This window comes from Candidatus Fonsibacter ubiquis (assembly GCF_002688585.1).
Taxonomy (GTDB): Bacteria; Pseudomonadota; Alphaproteobacteria; order Pelagibacterales; family Pelagibacteraceae; genus Fontibacterium; species Fontibacterium commune.
In genome coordinates this window covers 364,278-376,407 of record NZ_CP024034.1, presented here as the reverse complement: position 1 = coordinate 376,407, position 12,130 = coordinate 364,278, and the positions used below count along the sequence as shown (strand labels likewise).

The window sequence follows — 12,130 nt, the reverse complement described above, 5'->3', positions numbered from 1 at the left end:
TTTTTACTAACACTATTATGCATACCTGACATAACTAAAAAACAATGGAATTTATTGCTTATAATTATAGTACATCTACAATAAAAATTAAAAATAAGATTAATATTTAATAAAGGGAGAAATTAATGAGCGCCGCATCAGACATACTAAAATTAATTAAAGAAAAGGAAATAGAGTTTGTAGATTTAAGATTTACAGACCCTAGAGGAAAGCTTCAGCATATGACTCAGGACTTAACAACAATTGATGAAGATTTTTTAAACGATGGAACTTTTTTTGATGGTTCATCAATTGCAGGCTGGAAAGCAATTAATGAGTCTGACATGATCTTAAAACCAGATTTATCAAGAACATTTGTTGATCCTTTTACCTCACATAATACTCTTGTTATTTTCTGCGATGTAATGGACCCTATAAAAAAAGATTTCTACGAGAGAGACCCTAGATCCATAGCAAAAAAAGCTGAAGCATATTTAAAAACAACTGGAATTGGTGACACTATTTATTTTGGGCCAGAGCCTGAGTTTTTTATATTTGATGATGTTAAAATATCGAACACTATGCAGAAAGTTTCATTTCAGGTGGACAGTAACGAAGGTCCTTATAACGGCGATAAAGAATATCCAAATGGGAACATGGGTCATAGACCAGTTGTCAAAGGTGGTTATTTTCCTGTACCTCCAGTTGATAGTTGCCAGGACTTAAGAGCAGAAGCTTTAAAAGCAATGAAAGATATGGGCGTTAAAGTTGAGAAACATCATCATGAAGTTGCCCCATCTCAACATGAATTAGGTACGATGTTTGATACAATGGTACGTAATGCAGATAATATGCAGATTTACAAATATGCGGTGCAGATGGTTGCTCACTCATTTGGAAAAACTGCAACCTTTATGGCAAAACCAATCAAAGGAGACAATGGATCAGGTATGCATTGTCACCAATCTATTTGGAAAGCTGGTAAACCACTTTTTGCTGGAGATAAATATGCAGGACTTTCACAAGAGTGTCTTTATTATATAGGCGGAATTATTAAACATGCAAAAGCTCTAAATGCTTTTACTAATTCAACTACTAACAGTTACAAAAGATTAATTCCTGGATTTGAAGCTCCAGTAATTCTTGCTTACTCTGCAAGAAATAGATCTGCTAGCTGCAGGATACCTTTTAGTTCTAGTCCAAAAGGAAAAAGAGTTGAGGTAAGATTCCCAGACGCTGCTGGAAATCCATATCTAACTTTTGCTTCTATGTTAATGGCTGGAATTGATGGAATTAAAAATAAAATTGATCCAGGAAAACCATTTGATAAAGACTTATATACCTTATCAGCAGAAGAACTTAAAGGTGTTCCTCAAGTTTGCGGTTCATTAAGAGAAGCTTTAGAGAACTTAGATAAAGATAGAGCTTTTTTAACTTCTGGTGGAGTATTCACTGATGATCAAATTGATGCCTACATCGAATTAAAGATGACTGAAGTGTACAATATGGAGCACACTCCTCACCCAGTTGAATATCAAATGTATTACAGCTGTTAATTATAATTTTTTAAAATTAAAAACCCCGTACCTAAAAATACGGGGTTTTTTTTGCTTAAAATAAATTTACGTCTGTATTTTTTCAAAAATTAATCTAATGCTTGGCGTGTGGTAAAAAATAGTAATTATTCTGCAAAAGATATTGAAATTCTAGAAGGTTTAGAACCTGTTAGAAAAAGACCAGGGATGTACATAGGTGGTACAGATGAGACTGCCTTTCATCACCTTGCGACCGAAATTATTGATAACTCTATGGATGAAGTTACGGCAGGATATGCAAAAAATATCCATGTAAAATTAAATAAAGATAAATCGTTAACAGTTACAGACGATGGTAGAGGAATCCCATTGGATAAACATCCAAAGAAAAATAAAACCGCACTTGAAATAGTAATGACAACGTTACATTCCGGTGGAAAATTTAAAGAAGGAACCTACTCTACCTCAGCTGGTTTGCATGGAGTGGGTCTTTCTGTTGTAAATGCATTATCTGAAAAACTAAAAATAGAGGTCTTTAAAAACTCCACTATATTTGAGCAGAATTATTCCAAAGGAAAACCTTTAAATAAATTATCTAAAAAAGGAAAATCTAAAATTAAAAATGGAACCCAAGTTACATTTATTCCTGATAAGGAAATTTTTGGAAAAGATCTAAATTTCGTTCCAAATAAATTATATAATCTTTGCAAAAGTAAGGCCTATTTAGTTAAAGGTATTACAATACATTGGGAATGCGATAGAACTTTAATAAATAGAAAAGACGACACCCCCAATAGCGCAAAACTTTTTTTTCCAGATGGTATTAATGAGTATTTAGATAGTGAAACTAAAAACTTTACAAAAATTAATGATAAAATATGTCATCATAAAAACAATTTTGATGATGATAAGGGAAAGTTTGAATTTGCAATTCAATGGCATAATGAAATATCAGAATTTAAAATTTCATTTTGTAACTCAGTATTAACTACTAATGGAGGAACACATGAACAAGGTTTTAGAACTGGAGTAGCAAAATCTATAAGAAAAATTGCAAAATTTAAAAATAATAAACTGGTGGCCAGTGCTACGGCCGACGAAATACTATCAAATGCAAGTTACATTCTATCTGTTTTTATTAATAATCCAGAATTTGAAGGACAAACTAAATCTAGACTATCCTCTTCTTATATTCAAAAATATTGCGATGTCTCCATAGCAAAATCTGTCGAGGAATGGTTTAATCAACATCCAAAAGCATCAAATTCAATTCTCTCTTTTATTGAAGGGAAAATAAGAGAAAAAAATTTATTAGATCAAAATCTTGACGTTGGAAGACAAAGTGCAACAAGAAAAATACGTTTGCCGGGAAAACTTGCGGACTGCACAAGTTCAAAAGTGGAAGGAACTGAATTATTTATAGTTGAGGGAGATTCTGCTGGAGGCTCAGCAAAACAAGCTCGTGATAGAAATTTTCAAGCAATTCTACCTTTAAGAGGAAAAATATTGAATGTAAAAAATTCTAATACAGCGAAGATATTAGCGAATACTGAAATATCAAATCTACTTCAAGCGCTAGGATGTCAAAGGAGAGAAAAGTACGTTGATAAAGATTTAAGATACGAAAAAGTAATTATTATGACTGATGCTGATGTTGATGGTGACCATATAGCAAGTTTACTTTTAACTTTCTTTTTCTGCGAAATGCCGAATTTAATTAAAAATGGACATTTGTATCTTGCTGTACCACCCCTTTATAAACTTAATATATCTAATCAAATTTATTATGTACGTAATGATATTGAAAAAGATAAATTATTAAAAAATCTAAAAAAAGGATCTAAAATAGAAATAAGTAGATTTAAAGGATTGGGCGAAATGATGGCTCAACAATTGAAAGAGACTACAATGGACATTAATACTCGATCCCTAATTAGAGTTATGGTTCCTACAAGCGATTATAAAAAAACAAATAAATTAATATCGAACATTATGGGAAAAAATGCAGATCTAAGACTAAAATTTATAGAGGAAAATGCTCCTAAAGCAAAAAACTTAGACTTATAAATTATTTATAAAAATTAATTTTTCTTAAATCTCCGCAATTAATACCGTTAAAATCAACTGTAGTGTTAACAATTTCGTTAGGTTTTGATTTTTTTTCAACAACAAAAGCTTCAAATTTTTTATCGGCAAAAGAGAAAGCTTCGATTGAAAATGAATTTCTTTTTTCTTCTTTAGAAATATTTTTAATCTCTAGAGACATTTTGCAAACGTCATTTTTTTGTGAAATAGATTTTATTAAAGTATAGATAATATCAAATTCATTTTCGATAATAACATTTACTGTCTTTGTAAGATCTTTGTTTACAAATGGGACTTTTACATCCTTAGAACATGATACTAGAAAAAGAAGAATAAAAAATATTCGCATAATTGTGGTGCCCTCGGCCGGACTTGAACCGGCACTCCCAAAAAGGGCAAGGATTTTAAGTCCTTTGTGTCTACCAATTCCACCACGAGGGCTTTAGTGTTGTAATGCTTATAATGAAATTACATGGGGTTGTTAAGTAGAAATAAATAACTTAACTACTTAATTTTCTTTTAAACTCATATAAATCTTCCAATGTAGATTTTTTTCGAGCAGGCTGTCTTAATAAAAATGCAGGATGAAAAGTAGTTAAAATATCAAAATAAGAATTAATAATTTTTATATTTTTCCACTTACCTCTTACTTCACTTAACGGACCAATGTGATTTAGGACTGCTGCTGCTGCTGTCGCTCCAAGTAATAAAATGCATTTAGGACTTATAATCTCTATGTGTTTTAACAATAATCTTTTAAATTCATTTATTTCCTCGGGTGTGGGTTTTCTATTCTTATCGGGTCTATAATTTACAACATTTGTAATATAAACCTTTGTACGATCAAGATGAATACGGTTAAGAAGCTCATCTAAAAGTTTACCTGCTCTTCCGACAAAAGGTTTTTTTAATTTATCCTCTGTTTTTCCGGGAGCCTCTCCTATTATCATTACCTGTGAATTTTTATTGCCGTCTGCAAATACCAAATTTTTTTTTGGAAAATTCTTATTAAGTTTTAATATTTTTTTTTTTAATTTGGATAATTCTTTATCTTTATCCATTAAAATTTTTCAATTTTATTAACTAAGTTTTGTAAAACTTTTTTACATTGTAAAATCCTTTTTTTTGAATAACCCCTTATGACCAAAGCGACACCAATCTTGCCTGCTTGAAAGAATGGATAACTGCCGAGACTTAAATCTTTAAATTTTTTTTGCAACTTTCCAAATTGCTCACCAATTTTACTCTCGGGCATTTTTCCAGTAACAGTTTCACTAAAAACTTTTTGCCCCCCTTTAATTAACTGTTCTATTGAATGCATCATCGATTGCAAAATCACCGGAACTCCTGGTAATACAAAAACATTTTTTAGATAAAAACCTGGTGCTGAACTGGAAGGATTATAAATTAATCCTGCCCCCCTTGGCATTTTTGCCATTTTTTTTCTTGCATCATTCAAATAGGAATTTTTGTAATGAGTTTCTAAAATTTTAAGCGCCTCTTTATTGTACTCATATCTTTTTTTAAAAACTTTTGAGATTGCTAAGGCAGTAATATCGTCGTGTGTAGGTCCAATTCCACCTGTGGTAAAAACATAATCATATTTTTTTCTTAATATATTGACGTTATTTATTATAGTTCTTAATTGATCTGGAATAATTCTGACCTCTTTTAATTGTATACCTCTTTCATTTAACCATTTTGCTAAAAAGGATGTATTAGCGTCTTGAGTTCTGCCAGATAAGATTTCATCTCCTATAATTAAAATTGCAGCAAAAAATCTTCTTTTTTCATTACGCATAGACATCTAAATGATAATAATACTTTAAAATGAAATTTGACACCTCTTTAATTAAAACAAAATTCATAAAGAGATACAAAAGATTTTTTGTTGATGTGAGTTTAAATAATCAGATTCTAACCGCACATTGTCCTAATTCTGGATCTATGCTGGGACTATTGAACGAAGGTGAAGTGGCCTGGATTTCCCAATCAAAAAATAAAGAAAGAAAATTGAAATACACATTAGAGATATTAGAACATAACAATCAAATGATTGGCATTAATACTCATTTAACAAATAAAATAGTAGAGGAAGCCTTAATAGATAAAAAAATAAAAGAACTTGAAAAATTTAATGAAATTAAAAGAGAAGTAAAATTTAATGATGCTACTAGATTTGATTTTTTTATTTCAAATAAAAAAGATCAAGCATTTGTAGAGGTCAAAAACGTCACTTTAAAAAGAAACAAAGATTTTGCTGAGTTTCCAGATGCTCCAACCGCAAGAGGGCAAAAACATCTGCTAGAGCTAATCAGTGCTAAAAAAAAAGGGTATCAGGCTTTTTTGATTTTTCTAATACAAAGAGAAGACTGTAATTCTTTTAAGATATCTAAAGACATTGATAAAAAATACTATGAAAATTTTATAGAAGCCAAAAAAAAAGGTGTTAATTTTTTATGTTATTCAAGTAAAGTATCGAACAAAGAAATAAACCTTAAAAAAAAAATTGAGATAAAATTTGAATGAAAACTAAAACAGAAGAAACTTCATCTATCAAAATATATAGCGAGGATGATTTTAAGGGTTTAAAAAAAGCAGGTAGCCTTGCTGCAAGGACATTAGAATATATTGAAAAACTCATTAAACCTGGAGTAAAAACTAATTTTATAGATGAGGTTGCAAATAAATTTCTAAACGACCATGGAGCTTTCTCTGCTCCTTTGTTTTATAGAGGTTATACAAAATCTATTTGCACCTCTATTAATCACGTTGTTTGCCATGGAATTCCAAGTGACCAAACTTTAAAAGAAGGAGATATTATTAATATTGATATTACATCAATTTTAAATGGCTACTATGGCGATACTAGTAAAACATTTTCTGTTGGAAATGTTTCTATAGAGGCTAAAAAATTAATACAACTAACCTACGAAAGTATGATGGAGGGTATTAAAATTTTAAAACCAGGCATTACTTTAGGTGACATTGGTTTTGCGATTCAATCCTTTGCCGAATCTAACAATTGCTCTGTTGTAAGAGATTTTTGCGGACATGGAGTTGGCAAAACTTTTCATGAAGAACCCAATATTTTACATTATGGAAAAAAAGGAGAAGGATTAACAATAAAAAAAGGTATGGTTTTTACAATCGAACCTATGATCAATTTAGGGGAATATCATACAAAAGTTTTATCTGATGGGTGGACAGCAGTTACAAAAGATAAATCTTTATCAGCACAATTTGAACACACAGTTGGTATAATTGATAATGGATACGAAATTTTTACTTTATAATATAATAGTGCTAATCAATTATAACGTATCTAAATGATCCAGAGATATTCTCGCGAACAAATTACTAAAATCTGGCAACCTGAAAATAAATATAAAATTTGGTTAGACATTGAAATATATGCGGCTGAAGCAATGGAAAAATTTAAAATTATTCCAAAAGGCATTGCAAAAGAAATAAGAAAAAAAGCTAAAATTAATCCTGATAGAATTGATCAAATAGAAAAAAGAGTAAAACACGATGTTATTGCTTTTCTCACTTCGATTACAGAAAAAGTAGGACAAAAAGCAAAATTTCTACATCAGGGCATGACTTCCTCTGATGTACTAGATACTTGTTTTAATATTCAACTCCATCAATCTGGAAAAATTATTTTAAAAGACTTGGAGGATCTTTTAAAAATTTTAAAAACTAAATCTATAAAATATAAAAAAACAGTTTGTGTTGGTAGGAGTCATGGAATTCATGCTGAGCCTGTTACTTTTGGATTAAAACTGCTTACATATTATGCTGAGTTTAAAAGAAACAAAAAAAGAATGGAACAGGCTATCAATGAAATTTCAACATGCGCAATTTCTGGAGCTGTTGGAACTTTTGCTCACATCAATCCAGGAATTGAACAGTATGTTGCAAAAAAATTAAAATTTAAAATTGAACCCATTTCAACTCAAGTTATTCCAAGAGATCGCCATGCTTATTTTTTTAGCGTTCTTGCAATAATAGCATCTTCGGCTGAAAGATTAGCCACTGAAATAAGACACCTTCAAAGAACTGAAGTTTTAGAAGTTGAGGAGTTTTTTTCAGCTGGACAGAAGGGCTCATCAGCTATGCCACATAAAAGAAATCCAGTTTTATCTGAAAATATTACAGGACTTGCAAGGCTAATTAGAAGTTACGCTTATCCTGCATTGGAAAATGTAGTTTTGTGGCATGAGAGAGATATTAGCCATTCAAGTGTTGAAAGAAACATAGGGCCTGACGCAACAGTTACATTAGATTTTGTTTTAACAAGACTGAGTAGAATAATTAAAAATTTAATTGTTTACCCAAAAAATATGCAAAAAAATTTAGAAAAATTTAATGGACTTATTTTTTCTCAGAGTGTTTTGCTAAAACTAACCCAAAAAGGAATGACTAGAGAACTTGCTTATAAAGTTGTTCAAAAAAATGCTATGAAAACATGGTCGGCAAATGAAAGTTTCTTTGATAATTTAAATAATGATAAACAAATTAAATCTAAATTATCCACAGAAGATCTTAAAAAACTATTCAACATGAATTCCCATTTAAGATACATTAATACTATCTACGGAAGAGTATTTAAAAGCTGATGGCTAAAGGAAAACAAATTTACGAGGGAAAAGCTAAAATATTGTACGAAGGTCCTGAAAAAGGAACTTTGATTCAATATTTCAAAGACGATGCCACAGCCTTTAATAATAAAAAGAAAGCGATTATTGATGGCAAAGGTGTTTTAAATAATAGAATTTCAGAATTTTTATTATCCCAATTAAATCAAATAGGAATTAAAACGCATTTTATTAAAAGATTAAATATGCGCGAACAGCTCATTAAATCTTTAGAAATCATTCCTATTGAAGTTGTTATTAGAAATATAGCAGCTGGAACTTTTTCAAATAGACTTGGAATTAGTGAAGGAACAGATCTTAGTAAACCTATTTTAGAATTTTATTATAAAAATGATGAGCTTGGAGATCCATTAGTTAATGAGGAGCACATTCTTGCATTAAATTGGGCAACTCAAAGTGAATTAATGCACATCTCTGAACAGGCCTTAAGAATAAATGATTTTCTAGTGGGTTTATTTAGAGGAATTGGAATTAAGCTTGTTGATTTCAAATTAGAATTTGGAAGACAATGGAATGGTGATGAAGTTGAAATTTTTTTAGCTGATGAGATTAGTCCAGACACATGCAGATTATGGGATGTAAAAGATGAAAGAAAATTAGATAAAGATAGATTCAGAAGAGATCTTGGCGGGTTAGTCGAAGCTTATCAAGAAGTTGCCCGTAGACTTGGAATCATGCCAGAAGGTTCAAATATTAAAGAAATTAAAACAGGTGTCTCAAAAAATTTAACCGCATTAAAAAAAAAATAAAAGTTTGAAACTACAGGTTATTGTCACATTAAAAAAGGATGTTTTAGATCCTCAAGGTTCTGCAATAAAAAGTTCATTATCAAATATGGGCTTTAAAAATATTGAAAGTTTAAGGCAAGGAAAAACTTTTGAAATAATTGTAAAAGAAAAAGATGAAAAAGTTGCTCTTTCTAAAGCTAAAGAAATGTGTGAAAAACTTTTAGCAAATCTGACGATTGAGGACTATTCAGTAAGAACTATTAAAGAATGAAAGCCAGTGTAATTGTTTTTCCTGGTTCTAATTGCGATCGTGATATAAAAATTTCTCTTGAAAAATTTGGTATAAAAACTTCAATGATATGGCATGCAGATGCCAAACTCCCAAAATCTGATCTTGTTGTCCTTCCAGGTGGTTTTTCATATGGAGATTATTTGAGATGTGGAAGTATCGCATCTAAATCAAGAATTATGAAAGAAGTTATAACTCACTCCAAAAAAGGTGGTTTGGTAATGGGTATCTGCAATGGTTTCCAAGTTCTTGTTGAATCTCAACTTTTGCCTGGTGTTTTAATAAGAAATATTAATCTTAAATTTATATGTAAAAATATAACTGTAAAAGTAACTAATAATAAAACAAGTTTTACATCTAAAACCAATAGAAATACTGTTCTTGAAATTCCTATCGCTCATAACGAAGGAAATTATTTTGCAAATAAAGATTTGATTAATGAACTAGAGGATAATAATCAAATTGTACTTCAGTATTGTGACAGCGCAGGGAACATTACAGAACAATGCAATCCTAATGGTTCAATAAAAAATATCGCAGGAATTATAAATAAAAAAGGAAATGTATTTGGTCTTATGCCTCATCCAGAAAGAGCATCTGATAAATTATTAGGTGGTATGGATGGTTCGATCATTTTCAAATCTTTAAAATAATTATGCAAAAAGTTGATCAAGAACTCGCTATAAAACATGGTCTAACTGCCGAAGAATATAATAAAATTATTAAATTAATAGGAAGAAATCCAAATTTAGTAGAGCTTGGAATTTTTTCAGCCATGTGGAATGAGCACTGTTCTTATAAATCCTCAAGAATTTGGCTACAAACTTTGCCAACAAAAAACAAATATGTAATTCAAGGACCTGGAGAAAATGCAGGAGTTGTTGATTTTGGTGATGGTGATGTTGTAATTTTTAAAATTGAAAGTCACAACCACCCTTCTTATATCGAGCCTTATCAAGGGGCAGCAACTGGAGTTGGTGGAATATTAAGAGATGTTTTTACAATGGGCGCAAGACCTGTTGCTAATTTAAATTCTATAAGATTTGGCTCACCTAATCATGAAAAAACAAAATATTTATTAAACGGAGTAGTTTCTGGTATTGGCGGATATGGAAATTGTATTGGTGTTCCAACTGTGGGGGGTGAGACTGAATTTGATGAATGTTACAACGGTAATATATTAGTTAATGCTATGAACATTGGCATTGCTAAAAAAAATAAAGTTTTTTATTCAATTGCAAGCGGTATTGGTAATCCTGTTGTTTATGTAGGATCAAAAACAGGTAGAGATGGAATCCATGGTGCAACAATGGCATCTGCAGAATTTGATGAAGACTCAGAGTCAAAAAAACCAACTGTACAAGTTGGAGACCCATTTACTGAAAAATTGCTTTTAGAAGCTTGTTTAGAGTTAATGCAAAAAAAATCTATAGTTTCCATACAAGATATGGGTGCGGCAGGCCTTACTTCTTCTTCTATAGAAATGGCATCAAAGGGTGACCTTGGAATTAAAATTAATTTAAATTTAATCCCTTGTAGAGAAAATAATATGACGCCCTATGAAATTATGCTTTCTGAAAGTCAGGAAAGAATGTTAATGGTTTTAAAAAAAGGAAAAGAAAAAGAAGCTCAAAAAATATTTGAAAAATGGGGATTAGATTTTGCAATTATAGGAAAATTAACAAATTCAAAAAAACTTGAACTTGAATTTAATAAAAAGAATGTATGTAGTATTCCAATACATTCATTAGGAGACAATGCGCCTAAATATAAAAGAGATTACATAACTTACAATTATCCAAAAATAATTAATCATGACTCAGATATTGAGAAATTGGATATTAAAGATTCATTAATTAAAATTTTATCCCATCACAATTACTCAAAAAAATCATGGGTATGGGAACAGTACGATCATATGGTAATGGCAGATACAATCCAAAAACCAGGTGGTGACTCTGCTGTAGTTAGATATCATGGAAAAAATAAGGGTATAGCTGCTACAGTTGATTGTATTCCAAGATATTGTAAAGCCCATCCAAAATCTGGAGCTATGCAGGCTGTATGTGAAACTTGGAGAAATTTAATTTCGGTTGGCGCTCAGCCCATTGCTATTACTAATTGTTTAAATTTTGGAAATCCTGAAAAAAAAGAAATTATGGGTCAGTTTGTAGATAGTATCAATGGAATGAAAGAGGCCTGTGAAGCTTTAAATTATCCAGTGATATCTGGGAATGTGTCTTTATATAATGAAACAAATGGTATTGCTATTTACCCAACTCCAACAATTGGCGGAGTTGGTCTTTTAAAAAATATAAATAATATGATGACTTTTAATTTTAAAAACACTGACAATATTATTGCAGTTATAGGCGAAACGTCAGGTCACTTAAGCCAAAGCGCATTAATTTATGATGTTATTGGAGATAAAAAAGGCCCTCCTCCTCAAATTAATTTAAAAGAAGAGAAGAAGAATGGTTTTTTTGTTAGTAACTTAATCAAAAGCAAATTAGTAACTTCAGTTCATGATATTTCTCACGGTGGAATTATCGTCACATTAGCTGAAATGTGTATGGCCTCTAATATTGGTGCAAAGATTAAAGTTTCAGGATCTAATAATGAAAAGATTAAATATTTATTTTCAGAAGATCAGGCTAGGTATTTAATAGAGATTAATAGAAAAAACTTTGAAAAAGTAAAAAAAATTGCAAAAAATAAAAGTATTAAAATAGATATTATTGGCGAAACCCAAAGTGAAATATTTGAAATAGAAAATAATTTCAAAATTAGTGTTAAAGAGTTAAAGACAAAAAATGAAAGTTGGTTTAAAAATTATAATAAAAATTAATT

At 30.4% G+C, this 12,130-nt stretch carries 12 protein-coding genes and 1 tRNA gene; 9 read left to right on the top strand and 4 right to left on the bottom strand.

Annotation, left to right across the window (positions count from 1 at the left end):
- The first annotated feature begins 125 nt into the window (after positions 1-125).
- Together glnA and CR143_RS02085 are read left to right on the top strand one after the other, a co-directional pair.
- Entirely contained in the window at positions 126-1,535 is a 1,410-nt protein-coding gene (gene glnA, locus CR143_RS02090; RefSeq protein WP_099340197.1) for a type I glutamate--ammonia ligase, read from the top strand.
- A gap of 108 nt (positions 1,536-1,643) precedes the next feature.
- Positions 1,644-3,581 (top strand): DNA gyrase/topoisomerase IV subunit B, encoded by a 1,938-nt coding sequence (locus CR143_RS02085; protein ID WP_099340196.1) that lies wholly within the window; start codon positions 1,644-1,646, stop codon positions 3,579-3,581.
- Position 3,582: 1 nt separating this feature from the next.
- On the opposite strand, the gene CR143_RS02080 is transcribed toward CR143_RS02085, so the two are convergent.
- From CR143_RS02080 to CR143_RS02065, 4 genes are all read right to left on the bottom strand, one after another.
- On the bottom strand, positions 3,583-3,948 hold the full coding sequence (locus CR143_RS02080; RefSeq protein ID WP_099340195.1) for a hypothetical protein: 366 nt from the start codon (positions 3,946-3,948) through the stop codon (positions 3,583-3,585).
- A gap of 5 nt (positions 3,949-3,953) precedes the next feature.
- A tRNA-Leu gene (locus tag CR143_RS02075) sits at positions 3,954-4,040 on the bottom strand.
- A 59-nt stretch (positions 4,041-4,099) separates the two neighbouring features.
- Entirely contained in the window at positions 4,100-4,660 is a 561-nt protein-coding gene (locus tag CR143_RS02070) for a uracil-DNA glycosylase (RefSeq protein ID WP_099340194.1), read from the bottom strand.
- On the bottom strand, positions 4,660-5,406 hold the full coding sequence (locus CR143_RS02065; protein WP_099340193.1) for a competence/damage-inducible protein A: 747 nt from the start codon (positions 5,404-5,406) through the stop codon (positions 4,660-4,662). The genes CR143_RS02070 and CR143_RS02065 overlap by 1 nt, the downstream gene beginning before the upstream one ends.
- 23 nt (positions 5,407-5,429) lie before the next feature.
- On the opposite strand from CR143_RS02065, the gene sfsA reads away from it, so the two are divergent.
- The 7 genes from sfsA to purL are packed head-to-tail and all read left to right on the top strand — an operon-like array spanning position 5,430 to position 12,128.
- Positions 5,430-6,128, top strand: coding sequence for a DNA/RNA nuclease SfsA (gene sfsA / locus CR143_RS02060; RefSeq protein WP_099340192.1), 699 nt, complete (start codon positions 5,430-5,432; stop codon positions 6,126-6,128).
- Positions 6,125-6,895 carry a type I methionyl aminopeptidase gene (gene map, locus CR143_RS02055; RefSeq protein ID WP_099340191.1) on the top strand — a complete coding sequence of 257 codons (771 nt, stop codon included), beginning with the start codon at positions 6,125-6,127 and terminating at the stop codon, positions 6,893-6,895. The genes sfsA and map overlap by 4 nt, the downstream gene beginning before the upstream one ends.
- Before the next feature lie 33 nt (positions 6,896-6,928).
- On the top strand, positions 6,929-8,224 hold the full coding sequence (gene purB, locus CR143_RS02050) for an adenylosuccinate lyase (protein ID WP_099340190.1): 1,296 nt from the start codon (positions 6,929-6,931) through the stop codon (positions 8,222-8,224).
- Positions 8,224-9,012 (top strand): phosphoribosylaminoimidazolesuccinocarboxamide synthase, encoded by a 789-nt coding sequence (purC, locus tag CR143_RS02045; protein ID WP_099340189.1) that lies wholly within the window; start codon positions 8,224-8,226, stop codon positions 9,010-9,012. The genes purB and purC overlap by 1 nt, the downstream gene beginning before the upstream one ends.
- A 4-nt stretch (positions 9,013-9,016) precedes the next feature.
- The gene (gene purS, locus CR143_RS02040) at positions 9,017-9,262 is read left to right on the top strand and encodes a phosphoribosylformylglycinamidine synthase subunit PurS (protein ID WP_099340188.1); all 246 of its coding nucleotides are present in this window, start codon (positions 9,017-9,019) and stop codon (positions 9,260-9,262) included.
- Positions 9,259-9,933, top strand: coding sequence for a phosphoribosylformylglycinamidine synthase subunit PurQ (gene purQ / locus CR143_RS02035; protein ID WP_099340187.1), 675 nt, complete (start codon positions 9,259-9,261; stop codon positions 9,931-9,933). The genes purS and purQ overlap by 4 nt, the downstream gene beginning before the upstream one ends.
- A gap of 2 nt (positions 9,934-9,935) precedes the next feature.
- The gene (gene purL, locus CR143_RS02030; RefSeq protein WP_099340186.1) at positions 9,936-12,128 is read left to right on the top strand and encodes a phosphoribosylformylglycinamidine synthase subunit PurL; all 2,193 of its coding nucleotides are present in this window, start codon (positions 9,936-9,938) and stop codon (positions 12,126-12,128) included.
- Positions 12,129-12,130 lie beyond the last annotated feature (2 nt).

Bases quoted from the DNA above. Each gene is read 5' to 3' on its own strand.
- purQ (WP_099340187.1), top strand. From the start codon at position 9,259: ATGAAAGCCAGTGTAATTGTTTTTCCTGGTTCTAATTGCGATCGTGAT.
- glnA (WP_099340197.1), top strand. From the start codon at position 126: ATGAGCGCCGCATCAGACATACTAAAATTAATTAAAGAAAAGGAAATA.
- CR143_RS02065 (WP_099340193.1), bottom strand. From the start codon at position 5,406: ATGTCTATGCGTAATGAAAAAAGAAGATTTTTTGCTGCAATTTTAATT.
- purL (WP_099340186.1), top strand. From the start codon at position 9,936: ATGCAAAAAGTTGATCAAGAACTCGCTATAAAACATGGTCTAACTGCC.
- map (WP_099340191.1), top strand. From the start codon at position 6,125: ATGAAAACTAAAACAGAAGAAACTTCATCTATCAAAATATATAGCGAG.
- CR143_RS02080 (WP_099340195.1), bottom strand. From the start codon at position 3,948: ATGCGAATATTTTTTATTCTTCTTTTTCTAGTATCATGTTCTAAGGAT.
- purB (WP_099340190.1), top strand. From the start codon at position 6,929: ATGATCCAGAGATATTCTCGCGAACAAATTACTAAAATCTGGCAACCT.
- purC (WP_099340189.1), top strand. From the start codon at position 8,224: ATGGCTAAAGGAAAACAAATTTACGAGGGAAAAGCTAAAATATTGTAC.
- sfsA (WP_099340192.1), top strand. From the start codon at position 5,430: ATGAAATTTGACACCTCTTTAATTAAAACAAAATTCATAAAGAGATAC.
- CR143_RS02070 (WP_099340194.1), bottom strand. From the start codon at position 4,660: ATGGATAAAGATAAAGAATTATCCAAATTAAAAAAAAAAATATTAAAA.